This window comes from Streptococcus mitis, from assembly GCF_002860865.1.
Lineage (GTDB): Bacteria > Bacillota > Bacilli > Lactobacillales > Streptococcaceae > Streptococcus > Streptococcus mitis_AT.
Genome location: NZ_PKIE01000002.1, coordinates 219,352 through 237,030 on the forward strand (window position 1 = coordinate 219,352; position 17,679 = coordinate 237,030).

28 protein-coding genes are annotated in these 17,679 nt (G+C 41.2%); all 28 read right to left on the reverse strand.

Annotated features, from left to right (window positions below):
- Nucleotides 1-21 precede the first annotated feature (21 nt).
- The 28 genes from CYK18_RS05410 to CYK18_RS05545 all read right to left on the reverse strand — a co-directional run bounded on the left by CYK18_RS05410 (nt 22) and on the right by CYK18_RS05545 (nt 17,653).
- On the reverse strand, nt 22-660 hold the full coding sequence (locus tag CYK18_RS05410) for an adenylate kinase (RefSeq protein WP_001050436.1): 639 nt from the start codon (nt 658-660) through the stop codon (nt 22-24).
- A gap of 149 nt (nt 661-809) precedes the next feature.
- Entirely contained in the window at nt 810-2,120 is a 1,311-nt protein-coding gene (gene secY / locus CYK18_RS05415) for a preprotein translocase subunit SecY (RefSeq protein WP_101785528.1), read from the reverse strand.
- A gap of 12 nt (nt 2,121-2,132) precedes the next feature.
- Nucleotides 2,133-2,573: a 50S ribosomal protein L15 gene (gene rplO, locus CYK18_RS05420; protein WP_000766087.1), complete on the reverse strand. Its 441-nt coding sequence runs from the start codon at nt 2,571-2,573 to the stop codon at nt 2,133-2,135.
- Between the two features lie 144 nt (nt 2,574-2,717).
- Nucleotides 2,718-2,900 (reverse strand): 50S ribosomal protein L30, encoded by a 183-nt coding sequence (rpmD, locus tag CYK18_RS05425; protein ID WP_000057241.1) that lies wholly within the window; start codon nt 2,898-2,900, stop codon nt 2,718-2,720.
- A gap of 13 nt (nt 2,901-2,913) precedes the next feature.
- On the reverse strand, nt 2,914-3,408 hold the full coding sequence (rpsE, locus tag CYK18_RS05430; RefSeq protein WP_000874202.1) for a 30S ribosomal protein S5: 495 nt from the start codon (nt 3,406-3,408) through the stop codon (nt 2,914-2,916).
- A 17-nt stretch (nt 3,409-3,425) separates the two neighbouring features.
- Nucleotides 3,426-3,782, reverse strand: a complete 357-nt coding sequence (rplR, locus tag CYK18_RS05435; protein ID WP_000624044.1) for a 50S ribosomal protein L18 — start codon at nt 3,780-3,782, stop codon at nt 3,426-3,428.
- An 83-nt stretch (nt 3,783-3,865) separates the two neighbouring features.
- A complete protein-coding gene (gene rplF, locus CYK18_RS05440) occupies nt 3,866-4,402 on the reverse strand; it encodes a 50S ribosomal protein L6 (RefSeq protein WP_000086640.1) in 537 nt (178 codons plus the stop codon).
- A gap of 187 nt (nt 4,403-4,589) precedes the next feature.
- Nucleotides 4,590-4,988 carry a 30S ribosomal protein S8 gene (gene rpsH, locus CYK18_RS05445; protein WP_000245504.1) on the reverse strand — a complete coding sequence of 133 codons (399 nt, stop codon included), beginning with the start codon at nt 4,986-4,988 and terminating at the stop codon, nt 4,590-4,592.
- 284 nt (nt 4,989-5,272) lie between these two features.
- Nucleotides 5,273-5,458: a type Z 30S ribosomal protein S14 gene (locus tag CYK18_RS05450; RefSeq protein WP_001085697.1), complete on the reverse strand. Its 186-nt coding sequence runs from the start codon at nt 5,456-5,458 to the stop codon at nt 5,273-5,275.
- Nucleotides 5,459-5,475: 17 nt separating this feature from the next.
- Nucleotides 5,476-6,018, reverse strand: a complete 543-nt coding sequence (rplE, locus tag CYK18_RS05455) for a 50S ribosomal protein L5 (protein WP_054380890.1) — start codon at nt 6,016-6,018, stop codon at nt 5,476-5,478.
- Between the two features lie 23 nt (nt 6,019-6,041).
- On the reverse strand, nt 6,042-6,347 hold the full coding sequence (gene rplX, locus CYK18_RS05460; protein WP_000497691.1) for a 50S ribosomal protein L24: 306 nt from the start codon (nt 6,345-6,347) through the stop codon (nt 6,042-6,044).
- 78 nt (nt 6,348-6,425) lie between these two features.
- Nucleotides 6,426-6,794 (reverse strand): 50S ribosomal protein L14, encoded by a 369-nt coding sequence (gene rplN, locus CYK18_RS05465; RefSeq protein WP_000616545.1) that lies wholly within the window; start codon nt 6,792-6,794, stop codon nt 6,426-6,428.
- Nucleotides 6,795-6,819: 25 nt separating this feature from the next.
- The gene (rpsQ, locus tag CYK18_RS05470; protein ID WP_000440801.1) at nt 6,820-7,080 is read right to left on the reverse strand and encodes a 30S ribosomal protein S17; all 261 of its coding nucleotides are present in this window, start codon (nt 7,078-7,080) and stop codon (nt 6,820-6,822) included.
- A 24-nt stretch (nt 7,081-7,104) separates the two neighbouring features.
- Nucleotides 7,105-7,311 carry a 50S ribosomal protein L29 gene (gene rpmC / locus CYK18_RS05475; RefSeq protein ID WP_000772918.1) on the reverse strand — a complete coding sequence of 69 codons (207 nt, stop codon included), beginning with the start codon at nt 7,309-7,311 and terminating at the stop codon, nt 7,105-7,107.
- Between the two features lie 9 nt (nt 7,312-7,320).
- A complete protein-coding gene (gene rplP, locus CYK18_RS05480) occupies nt 7,321-7,734 on the reverse strand; it encodes a 50S ribosomal protein L16 (protein ID WP_000960946.1) in 414 nt (137 codons plus the stop codon).
- Between the two features lie 3 nt (nt 7,735-7,737).
- Nucleotides 7,738-8,391: a 30S ribosomal protein S3 gene (gene rpsC / locus CYK18_RS05485; protein WP_000529936.1), complete on the reverse strand. Its 654-nt coding sequence runs from the start codon at nt 8,389-8,391 to the stop codon at nt 7,738-7,740.
- Nucleotides 8,392-8,403: 12 nt separating this feature from the next.
- Complete coding sequence (gene rplV / locus CYK18_RS05490) at nt 8,404-8,748, reverse strand: 50S ribosomal protein L22 (RefSeq protein WP_000818137.1); 345 nt, start codon at nt 8,746-8,748, stop codon at nt 8,404-8,406.
- An 11-nt stretch (nt 8,749-8,759) separates the two neighbouring features.
- Entirely contained in the window at nt 8,760-9,041 is a 282-nt protein-coding gene (gene rpsS / locus CYK18_RS05495) for a 30S ribosomal protein S19 (RefSeq protein ID WP_000533766.1), read from the reverse strand.
- A 107-nt stretch (nt 9,042-9,148) separates the two neighbouring features.
- Nucleotides 9,149-9,982: a 50S ribosomal protein L2 gene (gene rplB / locus CYK18_RS05500; protein ID WP_000512911.1), complete on the reverse strand. Its 834-nt coding sequence runs from the start codon at nt 9,980-9,982 to the stop codon at nt 9,149-9,151.
- 17 nt (nt 9,983-9,999) lie between these two features.
- Nucleotides 10,000-10,296 (reverse strand): 50S ribosomal protein L23, encoded by a 297-nt coding sequence (locus CYK18_RS05505; RefSeq protein WP_001055347.1) that lies wholly within the window; start codon nt 10,294-10,296, stop codon nt 10,000-10,002.
- On the reverse strand, nt 10,296-10,919 hold the full coding sequence (rplD, locus tag CYK18_RS05510; RefSeq protein ID WP_000024549.1) for a 50S ribosomal protein L4: 624 nt from the start codon (nt 10,917-10,919) through the stop codon (nt 10,296-10,298). The genes CYK18_RS05505 and rplD overlap by 1 nt, the downstream gene beginning before the upstream one ends.
- Before the next feature lie 24 nt (nt 10,920-10,943).
- Nucleotides 10,944-11,570, reverse strand: a complete 627-nt coding sequence (gene rplC / locus CYK18_RS05515; RefSeq protein ID WP_000160197.1) for a 50S ribosomal protein L3 — start codon at nt 11,568-11,570, stop codon at nt 10,944-10,946.
- 216 nt (nt 11,571-11,786) lie between these two features.
- Nucleotides 11,787-12,095 (reverse strand): 30S ribosomal protein S10, encoded by a 309-nt coding sequence (rpsJ, locus tag CYK18_RS05520; protein WP_001284513.1) that lies wholly within the window; start codon nt 12,093-12,095, stop codon nt 11,787-11,789.
- A 253-nt stretch (nt 12,096-12,348) separates the two neighbouring features.
- Nucleotides 12,349-12,939, reverse strand: coding sequence for an anaerobic ribonucleoside-triphosphate reductase activating protein (nrdG, locus tag CYK18_RS05525; protein WP_101782120.1), 591 nt, complete (start codon nt 12,937-12,939; stop codon nt 12,349-12,351).
- Nucleotides 12,932-13,438 carry a GNAT family N-acetyltransferase gene (locus tag CYK18_RS05530; protein ID WP_101782119.1) on the reverse strand — a complete coding sequence of 169 codons (507 nt, stop codon included), beginning with the start codon at nt 13,436-13,438 and terminating at the stop codon, nt 12,932-12,934. The genes nrdG and CYK18_RS05530 overlap by 8 nt, the downstream gene beginning before the upstream one ends.
- Before the next feature lie 197 nt (nt 13,439-13,635).
- Nucleotides 13,636-13,776, reverse strand: a complete 141-nt coding sequence (locus tag CYK18_RS05535; RefSeq protein ID WP_101782118.1) for a hypothetical protein — start codon at nt 13,774-13,776, stop codon at nt 13,636-13,638.
- An 11-nt stretch (nt 13,777-13,787) separates the two neighbouring features.
- Complete coding sequence (gene nrdD / locus CYK18_RS05540; RefSeq protein WP_180947936.1) at nt 13,788-15,995, reverse strand: anaerobic ribonucleoside-triphosphate reductase; 2,208 nt, start codon at nt 15,993-15,995, stop codon at nt 13,788-13,790.
- Nucleotides 15,996-16,114: 119 nt separating this feature from the next.
- Nucleotides 16,115-17,653, reverse strand: a complete 1,539-nt coding sequence (locus CYK18_RS05545; protein ID WP_101785530.1) for a damage-inducible protein CinA — start codon at nt 17,651-17,653, stop codon at nt 16,115-16,117.
- Between the last annotated feature and the right edge of the window lie 26 nt (nt 17,654-17,679).

Genomic DNA, 17,679 nt, shown 5'->3' on the forward strand with positions numbered 1-17,679 from the left:
TTTGCAAGTGTGAAAAACGCTTTATTTCAAATTTGTCAATACTTTTTCGATATCTGAGAAGACATCATTGATATCTTGATTACCTTCGATGTCATGAACCAAACCTTTGGCACGGTAGTGAGCAATGATTGGTTCTCCTTGAGCAATATTCACATCCAAACGACGTTTTACTGTCTCAGGCTTATCATCTTCACGTTGGTAGTAATCTTCTTCTTTATAGTCAACTGGTGGGTTAAAGACCTTGTGGAAAGTTTCTCCAGTTACGCGGTGGATGATACGGCCACTCAAACGTTCCAAGAGGCTATCTGGATTCACTTCGATGTTGATAACACCTTCTAGTTCGATGCCAAGTTCAGCCAATGTTTTGTCTAAGGCATGAGCTTGTTCGATTGTACGTGGATAACCATCCAACAAGAATCCTGTTTCTTTAATATCATCTTGTGAAAGACGTTCTTTTACGATTCCATTTGTAACTTCGTCAGGAACCAATTCACCCTTGTCAATGTATGACTTGGCAAGAACACCCATTTCAGTTTGATTTGCCATAGCAGCACGGAACATATCACCTGTTGAGATATGTGCAACATGGAATTGTTCTACGATTTTTGCTGCTTGAGTTCCCTTACCTGCACCAGGTAAGCCCATAATCAAAAGATTCATGATTTGATCTCCTTATTTTATTTTTAAATAGAAGCAAAAATTCTTTTCACCCCTATTTAAAAACAAAATAGAAGAGGGGAGACCAAACTCTCACTAATGTTAGAGTTAAACCTCCACTCCCTCAGCATTTACTGACTCAGTAAATACTTTTATTCTGTTCTGTCCATGAAACCAACATACTTACGTTTCAATAGGTAACCTTCCAATTGCTTGATTCCTTCGATACCAGTAGAGATAATGATCAAGAGACTTGTTCCACCAAAGGCAACAACATCAGAAAGACCAAATACATCTTTAGCTGCAATCGGCAAAATGGAAATCACACCAAGGAAGAGGGAACCAACAGTTGCAAGACGACGAAGAAGTTTAGACATATATTCTTCTGTACCTTTACCAGGACGAACTCCATGGATATAGGCACCGCTCTTTTGTAGGTTCTCTGCCACTTTTTCAGGATTAATCTGTACAAACGTATAGAAGAATGTAAAGAGAATAATCAACAAAGCATACATGGCAATACCAGTTGGAGAAGTGGTTGCCAACATCTCTTGTGCTACCCTTACCCAAGCCCAATCATGACCTGTAGCGCTCAAAAATTGAAGAATCGCCGCAGGCGCTGCAGTAATCGAACTTGCAAAGATAACAGGGATAACTCCAGCAGGGTTTAACTTCAATGGAAGGTAAGAGCTAGATGGAGCACCTTGTGCAACCTTAGTATATTGGATTGGAATTTTGTATTCTGCTTGTTGAACATAAGTTGTAAAGTAAATAATCAACAATACAGTAATAATCAAAATGATTACGAAAATGATGGATGAGTTGATACGGCTACTTGGGACGTTCACAAAGTAGTCCACATAGATGCCCTGAATCATCTCTGGAATTGAGGCAACAATCCCGGCAAAGATAATCATAGAAACACCATTTCCGTATCCCTTATCTGTAATTTGCTCTCCCAACCAAGTCACAATCATACTACCAGCTGTTAAGATGATACCAATCATGATAAAGACTTGTGGAGTAAGAGCTGTTTTCAACAATTGAGCTCCAGCCAAAGTATTAAAACCAGCTGTAATCCCGATAGATTGCACAAAGGCTAGAACAAGAGCAATATAACGAGTAGCTTGATTTAATTTTCTTCGACCTACTTCCCCTTGTTTACCCCACTCTACAAACTTGGGTAAAATATCCATTTGCAAGAGTTGGACAACGATAGAGGCCGTAATGTAGGGACTAACACCAAGAGCAAAAACTGAGAAGTTTTTCATGGCATTCCCTGATACCAAGCTCAACATGTTTAAGAAGGATAATCCACTTAAAGCATTCAAGCTATTGGCATTCACACCAGGAACTGTAATGCTAGTTCCGATACGAAAGACCAAAACGATAAAAATTGTAAATAAAATTTTTGATCTAACCTGCTTGACTTTAAGAGCTTCTCTTAATAATTTAAAAAACATAGGTCACCTCTCTTAGATGACTTCTACTGAACCACCTTTAGCAGTGATAGCTTCTTCAGCTGATTTAGAGAATTTAGCTGCTTTCACAGTCAATTTCTTAGTCAACTCACCGTTACCAAGAATTTTAATACCTGATTTTTCAGCTTTAACAATTCCTGCTTCGATAAGAACAACTGGAGTAACTTCAGCACCATCTTCAAAGACGTTCAATTGGTCAAGGTTCACAATTGCGTATTCTTTAGCGTTGATGTTAGTGAATCCACGTTTTGGAAGACGACGGAACAATGGAGTTTGTCCACCTTCAAAACCAAGGCGAACTCCGCCACCGCTACGAGCTTTTTGACCTTTTTGACCACGACCAGATGTTTTACCGTTACCTGATGAAGTACCACGACCAACGCGGTTACGTACTTTACGAGAACCTTCTGCAGGTTTCAATTCATGAAGTTTCATTTTTATTTTCTCCTCTTTTGTAAAATGCTAGCGCCGATAAGGGAGAAAAGGTTGTCTCCCCCATCAACTCGCCTATACAACATCATCATAGATGACTATATCTAGTTTTAGGGGATGGTATAGTGCACATCCCCTAAAAATTCATTAGTTTACTTCTTCAACTGTTACCAAGTGAGATACTGCTGTGATCATACCACGGATAGCAGCGTTATCTTCTTTAATAACAGAGCTGTTCAATTTGCCAAGTCCAAGTGCTACAACAGTTTTACGTTGTGATGGAATGCGTCCGATTGGAGACTTAGTCAAAGTAATTTTAATTTGAGCCATTTTATCCCCTTTCTTATGCCAAATCAGAAACTGAAATACCACGAAGGGCAGCAACTTCTTCAGCGCGTTTCAATTGTTTCAAACCTTCAACAGTTGCACGAACAATGTTGATTGGAGTGTTAGAACCAAGTGATTTAGATGTAATATCTGCCACACCTGCCAATTCCACAACGGCACGAACTGCACCACCAGCGGCAACTCCAGAACCTTCTACAGCAGGTTTCAACAATACTTTAGCTCCACCGAATTCTGAAAGAACTTCGTGTGGGATTGTTGTTCCAACCATAGGAACTTCGATCAAGTTTTTCTTAGCATCATCTACTGCTTTACGGATTGCTTCTGGAACTTCTTGAGCTTTACCAGTACCAAATCCTACGCGACCGTTGTGGTCACCAACAACAACAAGAGCTGCGAAACGAAGACGACGTCCACCTTTAACAACTTTTGTAACACGGTTGACAGCAACTACGCGTTCTTCTAATTCAACTGCATTGTCTTTAAATGCCATTTTCTAGTGTCCTCCTATTAGAATTTCAATCCGTTTTCACGAGCTGCATCAGCCAAAGCTTTCACACGTCCGTGATATAGATATCCACCGCGGTCGAACACCACTTCTGAAATACCTTTAGCGTTTGCACGTTCTGCAACGAGTTTACCGACAGCAACGGCTTGTTCAGTTTTAGTTCCTTTTGAAACTTCTTTGTCAAGAGTTGAAGCACTTGCGAGCGTTACACCCGCTACGTCATCAATCACTTGAGCGTAGATGCCTGTATTAGAACGGAATACGTTCAAACGTGGGCGATCAGCAGTTCCAGAGAGTTTTCCGCGAACGCGACGGTGGCGTTTTTGGCGGAGTTTGTTTTTATCTGGTTTTGAAATCACAGTTTTCACCTCTTTAGTTTTAAATCGTGTGCTATGCACAAAGTTGGAAAATAGGTTGGTGGTTGAGAATCAACCACTCAACATTATTTACCTGTTTTACCTTCTTTACGGCGAACGAATTCACCAACGTAACGGATACCTTTACCTTTATATGGTTCTGGTGAACGAAGGCTACGTACGTAAGCAGCTGTTTGACCAACTACTTCTTTTGAAATTCCGCTAACAACGATTGTTGTTGGGTTTGGAAGTTCAAAAGTAATTCCTTCTGGAGCTTCAACTTCGTCTGGATGAGATTTACCAACAGCCAAAACAAGTTTAGATCCTTGAAGTTGTGCACGGTAACCAACCCCGCGCATTTCAAGTTCTTTCTTGAATCCTTCTGATACACCAACAACCATGTTGTTCAAAAGGGCACGAGTAGTTCCGTGGATAGTTTTCATTTCTTTTGAATCGTTTGGACGGTGAAGAGTTACTTCAGTACCTTCCACACGGATTTCAATATCTTTTGAGAACTCACGAGTAAGTTCTCCTTTAGGTCCTTTTACAGTTACAACGTTGTCATTGTTAGTGAGTTCAACACCAGCAGGCAACACGATAACTTTATTACCAATACGTGACATGTTTATTTTCTCCTGTTAAATTGTCAGGCCAGAACGGCCAGTTTTCACGGGGTTAAATCGATTCCTCGATTTAAAGGAACATTTAGGTTTCAATTTCAAAGTGAATCTAAGCAGCGTCTCGCAGGCATAACTTTAGGTTAGGCAAGAGACGATAACGAAGAGTCACAAAGAAATTGGGAGCTAAATATTACCAAACGTAAGCGATAACTTCCCCACCAACATTCTTTTGGCGTGCTTCTTTATCAGTAAGCAAACCTTCAGAAGTTGAAAGGATCGCAATTCCAAGTCCGTTAAGAACTTTTGGAAGGTCTTCACGTTTTTTGTAGACACGAAGTCCTGGTTTAGAAACACGTTTCAAGTTAGTGATAACTTTTTCACCGTTTGGTCCGTATTTAAGGAATACACGGATGATGCCTTGTTTGTCATCTTCGATGATTTCAACGTTTTTTACAAAACCTTCGCGTTTAAGGATTTCAGCAATCCCTTTTTTGATGTTTGATGCAGGTACTTCAAGTACTTCGTGTTTAGCTTGGTTAGCGTTACGAATACGAGTTAGGAAGTCTGCGATTGGGTCAGTCATAACCATTTTGTTTTTCTCCTCTTACTAGTAGTTTGCAAGTTGCACTTGCTAGTTAATACATGATACAAAGAGCGTAACAGCAAGAGCAAAAATAGGCAATTTGATGCAGGAGCGATGCTCCAAAGAAAATTGGTCTTTTTTGCCAAAGCTGTAGCTCGTGTTCAAATTGGCAAGCCCAACTGAACCCGGGCTAAACTCTGTGTGAAAAAGATAAACTTTCCTAGAAACTTCAGTTTCTTCGTCAAGTTTCCTATTTTCACTTAGAGTTTTGACGCCCTTGATATCTTAAATTACCAAGATGCTTTTGTTACACCAGGGATTTGTCCTTTGTAAGCTAATTCACGGAAGCAAACACGGCAAAGTTTAAATTTGCGGTAAACTGAATGTGGACGACCACATTTTTCACAACGAGTATAAGCTTGAGTAGAGAACTTCGCTGGACGTTTGTTCTTAGCAATCATTGATTTTTTAGCCATTAGATTTACCTCCTATATTATTTTGCAAAAGGCATTCCAAGGCCTGTAAGCAATGCACGTGACTCTTCGTCAGTGTTAGCAGTTGTTACGATAACGATGTCAAGACCACGAGTTTTGTCAACGTCATCAAAGTTGATTTCTGGGAAGATCAATTGTTCTTTCACACCAAGTGTGTAGTTTCCGCGTCCATCAAATGATTTTGTTGGAACACCGTGGAAGTCACGTACACGTGGAAGTGAAACTGAAACCAATTTATCCAAGAATTCGTACATACGTTCACCACGAAGGGTAACTTTTGCACCAATCGCAACACCTTCACGAAGACGGAAGCCGGCGATTGATTTTTTAGCTTTAGTGATAAGTGGTTTTTGACCTGAGATAAGTGCCAATTCTTCAGCAGCTTTTTCAAGGCTTTTAGCGTTTGATACAGCTTCACCAACACCCATGTTCAAAACGATCTTATCTACTTTAGGCACAGCCATCACTGATGAGTAGTTGAATTGTTCTGTCAAAGTAGGAACTACTTCATTAAGATATTTTTCTTTTAAACGATTTGCCATTATACTTCTCCTTTCCTTCGTGATTAATCAAGCACTTCGCCTGATTTTTTGTTGTAGCGAACTTTTTTACCGTCTACAAATTTGTAACCAACACGACCAGCTACACCATTTTTGTCCAAAACTTGAACGTTTGATACGTGGATAGCTGCTTCTTTCTCGATGATACCACCTTGAGGAAGCTCGTTAGTTGGACGTTGGTGTTTCTTAACGATGTTAACACCTTCAACGATAACTTTGTTTACTTTTGGAAGGGCAGTAAGGACAACAGCTTCTGTTCCCTTATCTTTACCAGCGATTACGCGAACTTTGTCGCCTTTTTTTACAAACATTAGGTTTCTCCTTGATTTTTCTTACGCCCATAAGGGCACCCTGGAGGTAAATCCAGGGGACTAGTTTGTTTCTAAAAATTAAAGTACTTCTGGAGCAAGTGACACGATCTTCATGAAGCCACCTTCACGCAATTCACGTGCAACTGGGCCAAAGATACGTGTTCCGCGAGGAGTTTTGTCTTCACGGATGATAACTGCTGCGTTTTCGTCAAATTTGATGTATGAACCATCAGCACGACGAGCACCTGATTTAGTACGAACGATAACTGCTTTAACAACGTCACCTTTTTTAACCGCACCACCAGGAGTAGCTTGTTTTACAGATGCCACAATAACATCACCGATGTTTGCAAATTTACGTCCTGAACCACCAAGAACTTTGATAGTCAAGATTTCACGAGCACCGCTGTTGTCTGCGACTTTCAAACGAGTTTCTGTTTGAATCATTTCAGTTTTCTCCTTTCAGGTTTGATTAGATGATGACCGCTTCTTCAACAACTTCTACAAGACGGAAACGTTTTGTAGCTGAAAGCGGGCGAGTTTCCATGATACGTACGATATCGCCTTCTTTGGCAACATTGTTTTCATCATGAGCTTTGTATTTTTTAGAGTAGTTAATACGTTTACCATAGACTGGGTGGTTACGTTTTGTTTCAACTACAACTGTGATTGTCTTGTCCATTTTGTCAGATACAACACGTCCAACAAGAACTTTACGATTATTGCGTTCCATTGAAATTTCTCCTTCCCTAGTCTATTATTTCGCTTCAGATTGAACTGTTTTGATACGAGCGATTTGTTTTTTAACTTCTTTCAAGCGAGCTGTTTGTTCCAATTGACCAGTAGCAGCTTGGAAACGAAGTTCAAACAATTCTTTTTTCAATTCGTTTTCGCGCTTCGCGAGTTCTTCTTGAGAAAGACCACGAAGTTCTTTAACAAATTCTTTTACTTCATTAAGTTTCATGCCTTCTCCTTATTCTGCTTCACGTTTTACGAATTTACATTTAACTGGCAATTTGTGGCTAGCAAGACGAAGCGCTTCGCGAGCGATCTCTTCAGATACACCAGCGATTTCGAACATCACTTTACCACGTTTAACTGGTGCTACCCAACCTTCAGGTGCCCCTTTACCAGATCCCATACGCACACCGATAGCTTTAGCAGTGTATGATTTGTGTGGGAAGATTTTAATCCAAACTTTACCACCACGTTTCATGTAACGAGTCATGGCGATACGAGCAGCTTCGATTTGGCGGTTAGTGATCCAGTGGCTAGTTGTAGCTTGAAGACCGTATTCACCGAATGCTACTTCTTTTCCACCTTTTGCTTCACCGCGCATTTTTCCACGGAATTCACGACGGTGTTTAACACGTTTAGGTACTAACATTGGTTATTTACCTCCTTTAGTGTTTTTGCGAGCTGGAAGAACTTCACCACGGTAGATCCATACTTTAACACCAAGTTTACCGTATGTAGTATCTGCTTCTTCCCAAGCGTAATCGATATCTGCACGAAGTGTGTGAAGCGGAACAGTTCCTTCAGAGTATCCTTCAGCACGGGCGATATCTGCACCGTTCAAACGACCTGATACTTGAGTTTTGATTCCTTTAGCTCCAGCACGCATTGCACGTTGGATTGCTTGTTTTTGTGCACGACGGAAAGCAACACGTTGCTCCAATTGACGAGCAATTCCTTCACCTACAAGGTGAGCATCCAAATCAGGTTGTTTGATTTCGATGATGTTGATGTGTACTTGTTTTCCAGTCAATTTGTTAAGTTTTGCACGGAGTGCATCAACGTTAGCACCACCTTTACCGATAACCATACCTGGTTTAGCAGTGTGAAGTGAAACGTTAACTTTGTTTACTGCGCGTTCGATTTCGATAGTTGAAACTGCTGCGTCAGCAAGTTCTTTTTGAACGAATTTACGGATTGCAAGATCTTCATGAAGGTAATCCGCGTATTCTTTTTCAGCATACCATTTGGCATCCCAATCACGGATGATGCCGACACGCATACCAATTGGATGTACTTTTTGACCCACGATTTTACCTCCTTATTTTTCTGCAACAGCTACAGTGATGTGAGCTGTACGTTTGTTGATTGGTGAAGCTGAACCTTTCGCACGTGGACGGAAACGTTTCATAGTTGGTCCTTCGTTTGCGAATGCTTCAGATACTACCAAGTTAGCTTTATCCAAACCAAAGTTGTTTTCAGCGTTAGCTACAGCTGAGTTCAAAACTTTCAAGATGATTTCAGCAGCTTTGTTTGGAGTGAATGTCAAGATTGCGATTGCATCGGCTACGCTTTTACCACGGATGTTATCAAGAACAAGACGTGATTTACGAGGTGAAACACGTACTGTACGAGCCATTGCTTTAGCTGAAGTAATTTCTGCCATTTATGTTCTCCTTATTTTCTACGTGTTTTCTTGTCGTCTGCAGCGTGACCTTTGTAAGTACGAGTTGGTGCAAATTCACCAAGTTTGTGACCTACCATGTCTTCTTGGATGTAAACAGGTACGTGTTTACGTCCGTCATAAACTGCAATAGTGTAACCAATGAAACTTGGGAAGATCGTTGAACGACGTGACCAAGTTTTAATAACTTTTTTCTTTTCGTCGTTAGCTTGAGCTTCAACTTTTTTCATCAAATGCTCATCGACGAAAGGTCCTTTTTTAAGACTGCGTCCCATTTTTATATTTTCTCCTTTAAATGTTGTACCACAGCGGCTTGCGCTCCTATGGAGCGCTACCGAGTTGGCGGATTGATTTACTAGTTACTTAAGCGACTAGTTTAATATTATTTCTCGTTGCGACGACGAACGATAAGTTTGTCAGATTTCGCTTTCTTGTTACGAGTTTTAAGACCAAGAGCAGGTTTGCCCCATGGAGTAGATGGTGCTTTACGACCAACTGGTGCTTTACCTTCACCACCACCGTGTGGGTGATCGTTAGGGTTCATTACAGAACCACGAACTGTTGGGCGGATACCTTTCCAACGACTACGTCCTGCTTTACCAAGGTTTACAAGTCCGTGTTGTTCGTTTCCGACAACACCAACTGTAGCACGACAAGTTCCAAGAATCATACGAACTTCACCTGATTGAAGACGAACAAGAACGTATTTACCTTCAGAACCCAATACTTGAGCAGATGCACCAGCAGCACGTACCAATTCACCACCACGACCTGGTTTCAACTCGATGTTGTGGATCAAAGTACCAACTGGGATGTTAGCAAGTGGAAGAGCATTTCCGACTTTAATATCTGCTTCTGGACCTGAAACGATACGTTGACCTACTTCAAGACCTTTTGGAGCGATGATGTATGCTTTCACACCGTCAGTGTAGTGTACAAGAGCGATGTTTGCAGAACGGTTTGGATCGTACTCGATTGTTTTAACAACTGCTTCAACGTTGTCTTTGTTACGTTTGAAGTCAACCAAACGGTAGAAACGTTTGTGGCCACCACCTTGGTGACGAACTGTGATACGACCGTTGTTGTTACGACCAGCCTTGCTCTTCAATGCAACAAGCAATGATTTTTCAGGAGTGCTTGTTGTGATTTCAGCGAAATCCAAAGAAGTCATATTACGGCGACCGTTTGTTGTTGGTTTATAAACACGAATTCCCACGATATTTCCTCCTTAGATTATTCAGCTTCAGCAGCAAACAACTCGATTGCTTTAGAATCAGCTGTAAGTGTGATGATAGCTTTTTTAGTTTTGTTAGTAAAACCAGTGTAACGTCCAACACGTTTAGCTTTTGGTTTTACGTTGATTGTGTTAACATTAGCAACTTTAACACCTTCGAAAGCAGCTTCAACAGCTTGCTTGATCAAAAGTTTGTGTGCGCGAGTGTCAACTTCAAATACATATTTTCCTGCTTCAAGTTGAGCCATTGAGCTTTCAGTGATGACAGGTTTTTTGATAACATCATACAAATTCATTATGCAAGAACCTCCTCGATTTTAGAGATAGCTGCTTGAGTAACAAGAAGTTTGTCACTATTTGCGATGTCAAGAACACTTGCAGTTGTAGCAGTCGCAACTTTCACGTTTGGAAGGTTACGAGCTGAGAGAGCTGCGAATTCGTTTCCTTCTTCAAGAATAACAAGGACTTTAGAATCGATGCTCAAAGCTGCAAGAACTTTTGCAAATTCAGCAGTTTTTGGAGCTGTAAATTCAAGAGAATCAACGGCTACAAATTTATTTTCAGCAACTTTTTCTGAGTAAACAGATTTAAGCGCAAGGCGACGAACTTTTTGAGGAAGTTTGTACGCATAGCTACGTGGAGTTGGTCCGAAGACGATTCCACCACCACGCCATTGTGGAGAGCGGATAGAACCTTGACGAGCACGCCCAGTTCCTTTTTGACGCCATGGTTTGCGTCCGCCACCTGAAACAGCTGAGCGGTTTTTAACTGCGTGAGTTCCTTGACGAAGGCTAGCACGTTGGCTGATGATCACATCAAACACAACAGATTGGTTTGGTTCGATACCAAAGATTGCATCGTTAAGAACAACTTCGCCAGCTTGTTTACCAGTTTGGTCGAATAATGTTACATTTGCCATTTTGACTGTATTCCCCTTTCCTTATTATTTACCAGCTTTAACTGCTGATTTGATAGTGATAAGAGATTTCTTAGCACCTGGTACGTTACCTTTGATAAGGATAACGTTCTTTTCTGGAACAACTTGTACAACTTCAAGGTTTTGAATTGTTACGCGGTCACCACCCATACGTCCTGCAAGATTTTTACCTTTGAATACGCGGTTAGGTGCAACAGGTCCCATAGAACCTGGACGACGGTGGTAACGAGAACCGTGAGCCATTGGTCCACGTGATTGTCCGTGGCGTTTGATAACACCTTGGAAACCTTTACCTTTAGAAGTACCAGTTACGTCAACAACGTCTCCAGCTGCGAATGTTTCAACTGTGATTTCAGCACCAACTTCCAAGCCTTCAACGTTTTTGAATTCACGAATGAAGCGCTTAGGAGCCGTGTTAGCTTTCGCTACATGTCCTTTAGCAGGTTTGTTGCTCAATACTTCGCGTTTGTCATCGAAACCAACTTGGATAGCGTTGTATCCGTCTGTTTCAACAGTTTTAACTTGAAGAACAACGTTTGGAGTTGCTTCAATAACTGTTACAGGGATCAATTCGCCAGCTTCAGTGAAGATTTGAGTCATTCCCACTTTTTTCCCTAAGATTCCTTTTGTCATGAGAAAATAGTTCCTTTTCTATATTTTTTATTCAAAAAGTTTTTAACGAGCGTTTTTTATGCTCAAGTCTAAGATACAAAGGGCGTCAAACTCAAAGTGAAAATAGGAAACTGACGCAGTGTCTAGCAGACACTAGGAAGTTTATCTTTTTCACACCGAGTTTAGCCCGTGTTCAATTAGATTGAAACACCAGCCTCTGCTCTTTTATATTTTAGATTAAAGTTTGATTTCTACGTTTACACCACTTGGAAGATCCAATTTCATCAAAGCATCAACTGTTTTTTGAGTTGGATTAACGATATCGATCAAACGTTTGTGTGTACGCATTTCGAATTGTTCGCGAGAGTCTTTGTATTTGTGAGTCGCACGAATGATTGTGTAGAGGCTACGTTCAGTTGGAAGTGGGATTGGACCCGCAACTTGTGCACCTGTACGAGTAGCTGATTCTACGATTTTTGCAGCCGCTGTGTCAAGCGTACGGTGTTCGTAAGCTTTCAAACGGATACGGATTTTTTTGTTTGCCATCTTTTTCTCCTTTTCGTCTATTTAAGATAATAGGCTAGCTCCACAAGAAAACCGACGCGGTGTTGCGTGGCAATGCAACCGAGCGTGTCGCAACCTCTTGCATCAAAGCTAAAGCTGTAATTTACAGCACCATAATAGAATAACACAAAGCCCCTGCGATTGCAAGGGATTTGTTGCTGTTTTTTAAAATTTTTAACATGAAAATGTTTTCTTTTTTGACAGGTCATTTATTTAAGTATTCTATGGAAGAAAGTTACTCTCTCTTCACCTGTTCATAGCTTTCTTTTCCATCATTGAGTTTGTCCCAAATCACTACTTGCCCACTTTTGAGAGATTTTTGCACATCGATAATTCGTTGGTTGGACGAACCTCGAAACTGTAGCATGAGATTTCTCTTAGTTCGGTCATATCGTCCATCGACAAGAATGTCAATCAGTGACAAGAGTTCCAGTTTATCTGGAGTTTCCAACATCATTTCTTCCCAAGTGTAGCCAGTCCATGACCAGATGTCTTTTTCTGGCAATTCCTTCCGAATGCGTTTAACGAGAGGTAAGAGAATGCCCGTATTGAGAAAGGGCTCCCCTCCTAGCAAGGTCAATCCTTGAACATAGGGCTGGGCAAGGTCTGCCATGATCTGTTCTTCTAGCTCTGCTGTATAGGGAATGCCAGCATTAAAAGACCAAGTCGCAACATTATAACATCCCTCGCAGTGAAACATGCAGCCTGATACATAGAGGGAGTTACGCACACCTTCTCCATCTACAAAGTTGAAGGCCTTGTAGTCGATGATACGCCCTTGACTGAGTTCCTCGTTTTTCCATTCTTGTGGTTTTGGATTATTCATTCGCTACCTCTATCCAATAACGCTCAACTCCATTACGAACATCCTCAAATATTCCACCATTTGCTAGAATGACTGCTCTACTAGCAGGATTATTCACACTACAGGTCACAAGAGTTCTCTTGATGTTCTTTTCCTTAGCAACTTGCAAGCCCTGACGGAGAGTTTCCTTAGCATAACCCTTGCCTCTTTCTGATGGACGAATGGAGTAGCCAATGTGGCCAGCATAATTCAGTAAACCCTCATTCAGTCTTAATCGCAGATTCAAAAATCCTAGAGCACGACCTATATCATCAAATGATACAAACTGAATAGAAGGAACACGATTTTCAGGCAAGTTTATTCCCATCTCTTTTTGCATATTTGTTTCCAACCACTCTTCATACACAAAGTTCTCTGTATCCCAAAATCCACCATCATGGGCTGATTGGCTCTTTTCAAACTCTGCCATCATCTCTAAAACTGTTTCTTTATCTGCTAATCTTGGTCTGCGTAGTTCCATCCTTACCTCCCACTATGAGAAAAGTGAGAGCTGACTCTCATACTCTTCGAAAATCAAATTCAAACCACGTCAGCGTCGCCTTACCGTAGATATATGTAACTGACTTCGTCAGTCTTATCTACAACCTCAAAGCAGTGCTTTGAGCAACCTGCGGCTAGCTTCCTAGTTTGCTCTTTGATTTTCATTGAGTATCACTTTTATTTTTTCTTGTTCTTGTTTAAAAATTGTTCTCTGAGGCTAAGCAAACGTTCTTTCCTACCAGCTCCACCTTTAGAGTGTTTCTCGTGATAACGGGTCACTTGTGCACGCCCCTTATCGTCTAATTGATATTTTCCCATTTCATTTCTTTCTAATTGGTTACTTGGTGACCAGCTGTTTTAATCGTTGAACCATTCATGTGTTTGACACGCGCAGCGATTTCCTTGTGACGCCCATTAACCATCGGACGCGCTTGAGGATTGCCTAAATAGCCACAAGTTCGTTTAACAACGTCTACTGTTTTAGGGTCGCTATTGCCACAGTTTGGACAAGCAAATCCTCTCTCAGTTGGTTCAAAATCCCCTTCAAAGTCACACTTATAGCAACGGTCAATTGGTGTATTGGTCCCTAGATAGCCGACACGGTCATAGGCATAGTCCCAGACAGCTTCCAAGGCCTTTGGATTTTGCTGAAGGACTGGATACTCACAATAATGGATGAAACCACCTGACGCACCTGCTTCTGGATAGACTTTCTCAAAGTCTAATTTTTCAAACGGCGTTGGATTTTTACGAACATCGTAGTGGAAAGAATTGGTGTAGTATTCCTTGTCCGTAATATCAGGAATAGAGCCGAACTTTTCTGTATCTAGTCGGCAGAAACGATCTGTCAAACTTTCAGATGGTGTTGAGTAGATAGAGAAATGGTAGCCATATTGGTCAGACCACTCTTCTACACGGCGCTTCATATCGCGAATGATATCCAGCGTGAATTCCTTGGCTTCTGGATTGTGTTCCCAGCTATTTCCAAAGAAGACTGTCGCTACTTCATACAAGCCGATATAGCCTAGTGAAACTGTCGCACGACGATTCTTAAAGAGCTGGTCAACACTTTCTTCTTTACCTAGACGATGGCCAAAAGCACCGTACTGATAGAGGATAGGAGCATTGGCCGGCGTCGCTTCTTTAGTTCGTTCGACACGGTAAACCAGAGCATCTTCAGCGATATTCATCCGCTCGTTGAAGATTTCCCAGAACTTATTCATGTCGCCCTCAGACTCGAGGGCGATGCGAGGAAGATTGACCGTCACAACGCCTAGATTCATCCGACCCGAATTGACTTCTACACCATTCTCATCTTTCCATCCTTGAAGGAAAGAACGGCAGCCCATAGGAACTTTGAAAGAACCTGTCAAGTCAACAATCTTATCATAGGACAAAACATCTGGGTACATCCGCTTGGTTGCACACTCGAGGGCCAACTGCTTGATGTCGTAGTTGGGAGTCCCTTCCTCCAAGTTAAGACCTCTTTTAAGCGTAAAGATAAGTTTAGGGAAGATGGCTGTGCGGTGTTCTGATCCCAGACCCTTGATCCGAATGGTCAAGATAGCTTTTTGAATTTCACGCTCAAAACGACTAGTTCCTAGACCAAAACCTAGTGAAGTAAAGGGTGTTTGGCCATTTGAAGTGAAGAGAGTATTGATTTCATACTCAAGAGATTGCATGGCATCGTAGATGTCTTTTTGTGTTTTCTTCCAAGCGTAATCTTCCCGTTTGTCAGGCAAAACCCACTCTTCTGCATCTTTGAGATGTTTTTGATAGTTCTTCTCTGCATAAGGCGCCAAAACTTCATCAATACGGTCAGCTGAACAGCCTCCGTACTGGCTAGAAGCAACGTTGGCGATGATTTGGGAAATCTGAGCTGTCGCAGTCTGGATAGACTTGGGACTCTCTACCTCCGCATTTCCAATCTTAAAACCATTTTCCAACATCCCCTTAAAATCAATCAAACAGCAGTTGGTCATAGGGGTATAAGGACTGTAGTCCAAATCGTGATAGTGGATATCCCCCTTTTGGTGGGCATTAGCTACGTGCTTGGGAAGCATTTGCAGCCCGATTGACTTCCCAACAATCCCTGCTGTCAAATCACGCTGGGTGTTGAAGACATCGCTGTCTTTATTGGCATTTTCATTGACAACTGCCTGATCTTTATTGAGCAGTTTATGGATACTAAAGTTAATATCTGTCGCTTTTGAGCGCTCAAAATCTCTCTGTGTACGATAAGTAATATACTCCTCAGCCAATGCATATTCTTTGGCTTCAAGGAGTTCGTGTTCTACGATATTTTGGATTTCATAAATCTTAACTCCCTGTGGAAATCGACTATGAATTTCTGTGACAATTCGCTCAGTCAGAGCATTTAGGCGCTTTTCAACCAAGGGTGTCACATCCATAACCTTGTCAGCCGCCTTGTGGAGAGCCTTGTCAATCTTGTCCACATCAAATACAACACGTCTCCCATCTCGTTTTTCAACAAAGAGGGTTGGTAGGGTTGTAATTTTTTCTTCTAGTGCAATCATATGCATGCTCTTTTCTAAAATAGGATATCTAAAAAGTATTATACCACTCTAAAAAGAAAAATCAATATCTTGTGTTAAAAATCCTAAAATTTTTAAAAATACACAAGATATTGATTTAGTTATTTAATTTTATAGACTTTAAACTCTGAGTAATCTGTCTTTACTGGTTGGTAACTTTCTTTCAAGATTGTTTCCACTTCAGACCAGACTGCTACCTTATCATTCACCACAATCACCTTGGGTTGTTTTTCTTTCAAGTCATTGAGTAGCTTATTCCGATTTTCCTCAGTTGCTGTATAGTGCATCGGGGACAAAATAGCCGATGGCGACAAGCGCTCACTCTTACGATAAAGAGTTGCAGTATCATCCCATGCATATATAGCATCTTCCGTACTTGTCTCCTCTTTCACCAAATCAGCAAGACGTTCACGTTCTTGATAAGGTACTGGATAAAGGACAAATCTCATCAAAAAAGGAACAGCCAAAAGATATAACAAAGTTAAAATCGGTAGGTAAAGATTTCCTTTAGTATAGCGATGCCAGAGACTAACGGGCTCTTCTCTGCGTCTTCTTCTAACACTACGACCACTCTGTTGCCCCTTGATATTGGACACTAAAAGCAGAAGAAAGACAGGGAAAATAAGCATCAAACGGGATGCATGTAGAGGATCCTGTGTAAAGAAAATCACTACCAAACCTAAAATCAGGAACAAACTCGCAGGCACTGAGATGACATATAGTTTAGAGGATTTAGATTGAAAGAGACCTAAAAAGATAAAAACCAAAACTCCCATGCCAAGAGCCAACAACCCGTAAAACAAAACATTTTCTATCAATGCCGAAACAGAAACCAAACGAATGGAATGAATTGGATACAAAATTCCACTAATCGCATCCTCAAAACTTCCTGTTGCAACACTATAATAGGCAGTTGGATAAAAGACAAGTGAAAAACCTAAAGCCACTGCAAGAAACTGATAAAATCCATGTGCAAAACGTCTATGCCCAAGGTTAAAGACCAACAAGCCTAAACTCACTACAGCAATAAACAGGAGCGATGATAAGGGAGCAAAGAAAAATCCGCCCGCCAAAGCCAGCCCAATCCGTACAAATCCCTTGTCATGGCTTGGATTGCTTAGGTAAGTCGCAACTAAACTAAAGGCCGCGAATAAGAAGGGAAGTGCTAAAAGAGTCGCATAACCTCCACCAAAAGCAAGACCTGTAACTAGCATGTAAAAAATAGTCACCAGTTGTCCAGCTTGGTCTCCTTGCTCTGTCAAGGTGTCTGCCGATCGAAAGAGGAAAAATCCTCCTGCTACCAAGGCTAACCACTCAAAGATGGCAAAGAGAAATCCGCCCTGAGTCACGTAAGTCAGCAAATAATAAAGCAAACCTTGACTTCCATAATAGTCGCTGTAAATTTTCCCTGTCTGATGAAGGGCCCAACCTGCATAAAAATCCTGCACTTCCTGTGCACTCATTAAATCGAGTAATAGCGGTACTCCTAGAGTTATCACCGTTACAAGCGTACTCCATAGTAAAATTTTCACCAAAGGAAGACGACTTGATTCACGATGATGCGATTCTTGTTCGATTTGGTATTCTAGAGGTTCACGATTCTCCTGATGAACTTCTTCTACTCTACCATACACACTCATATCGTTTCTCCTATTCAATTTATCTG

What these genes read in the sequence shown, in the direction of transcription:
- CYK18_RS05410 (WP_001050436.1), bottom strand. Translation starts at nt 660, where the DNA reads ATGAATCTTTTGATTATGGGCTTACCTGGTGCAGGTAAGGGAACTCAA.
- secY (WP_101785528.1), bottom strand. Translation starts at nt 2,120, where the DNA reads ATGTTTTTTAAATTATTAAGAGAAGCTCTTAAAGTCAAGCAGGTTAGA.
- rplO (WP_000766087.1), bottom strand. Translation starts at nt 2,573, where the DNA reads ATGAAACTTCATGAATTGAAACCTGCAGAAGGTTCTCGTAAAGTACGT.
- rpmD (WP_000057241.1), bottom strand. Translation starts at nt 2,900, where the DNA reads ATGGCTCAAATTAAAATTACTTTGACTAAGTCTCCAATCGGACGCATT.
- rpsE (WP_000874202.1), bottom strand. Translation starts at nt 3,408, where the DNA reads ATGGCATTTAAAGACAATGCAGTTGAATTAGAAGAACGCGTAGTTGCT.
- rplF (WP_000086640.1), bottom strand. Translation starts at nt 4,402, where the DNA reads ATGTCACGTATTGGTAATAAAGTTATCGTGTTGCCTGCTGGTGTTGAA.
- rpsH (WP_000245504.1), bottom strand. Translation starts at nt 4,988, where the DNA reads ATGGTTATGACTGACCCAATCGCAGACTTCCTAACTCGTATTCGTAAC.
- CYK18_RS05450 (WP_001085697.1), bottom strand. Translation starts at nt 5,458, where the DNA reads ATGGCTAAAAAATCAATGATTGCTAAGAACAAACGTCCAGCGAAGTTC.
- rplE (WP_054380890.1), bottom strand. Translation starts at nt 6,018, where the DNA reads ATGGCAAATCGTTTAAAAGAAAAATATCTTAATGAAGTAGTTCCTACT.
- rplX (WP_000497691.1), bottom strand. Translation starts at nt 6,347, where the DNA reads ATGTTTGTAAAAAAAGGCGACAAAGTTCGCGTAATCGCTGGTAAAGAT.
- rplN (WP_000616545.1), bottom strand. Translation starts at nt 6,794, where the DNA reads ATGATTCAAACAGAAACTCGTTTGAAAGTCGCAGACAACAGCGGTGCT.
- rpsQ (WP_000440801.1), bottom strand. Translation starts at nt 7,080, where the DNA reads ATGGAACGCAATAATCGTAAAGTTCTTGTTGGACGTGTTGTATCTGAC.
- rpmC (WP_000772918.1), bottom strand. Translation starts at nt 7,311, where the DNA reads ATGAAACTTAATGAAGTAAAAGAATTTGTTAAAGAACTTCGTGGTCTT.
- rplP (WP_000960946.1), bottom strand. Translation starts at nt 7,734, where the DNA reads ATGTTAGTACCTAAACGTGTTAAACACCGTCGTGAATTCCGTGGAAAA.
- rplV (WP_000818137.1), bottom strand. Translation starts at nt 8,748, where the DNA reads ATGGCAGAAATTACTTCAGCTAAAGCAATGGCTCGTACAGTACGTGTT.
- rpsS (WP_000533766.1), bottom strand. Translation starts at nt 9,041, where the DNA reads ATGGGACGCAGTCTTAAAAAAGGACCTTTCGTCGATGAGCATTTGATG.
- CYK18_RS05505 (WP_001055347.1), bottom strand. Translation starts at nt 10,296, where the DNA reads ATGAATTTGTATGATGTTATCAAAAAACCTGTCATCACTGAAAGCTCA.
- rplD (WP_000024549.1), bottom strand. Translation starts at nt 10,919, where the DNA reads ATGGCAAATGTAACATTATTCGACCAAACTGGTAAACAAGCTGGCGAA.
- rplC (WP_000160197.1), bottom strand. Translation starts at nt 11,570, where the DNA reads ATGACAAAAGGAATCTTAGGGAAAAAAGTGGGAATGACTCAAATCTTC.
- rpsJ (WP_001284513.1), bottom strand. Translation starts at nt 12,095, where the DNA reads ATGGCAAACAAAAAAATCCGTATCCGTTTGAAAGCTTACGAACACCGT.
- nrdG (WP_101782120.1), bottom strand. Translation starts at nt 12,939, where the DNA reads ATGAATAATCCAAAACCACAAGAATGGAAAAACGAGGAACTCAGTCAA.
- CYK18_RS05530 (WP_101782119.1), bottom strand. Translation starts at nt 13,438, where the DNA reads ATGGAACTACGCAGACCAAGATTAGCAGATAAAGAAACAGTTTTAGAG.
- CYK18_RS05535 (WP_101782118.1), bottom strand. Translation starts at nt 13,776, where the DNA reads ATGGGAAAATATCAATTAGACGATAAGGGGCGTGCACAAGTGACCCGT.
- nrdD (WP_180947936.1), bottom strand. Translation starts at nt 15,995, where the DNA reads ATGATTGCACTAGAAGAAAAAATTACAACCCTACCAACCCTCTTTGTT.
- CYK18_RS05545 (WP_101785530.1), bottom strand. Translation starts at nt 17,653, where the DNA reads ATGAGTGTGTATGGTAGAGTAGAAGAAGTTCATCAGGAGAATCGTGAA.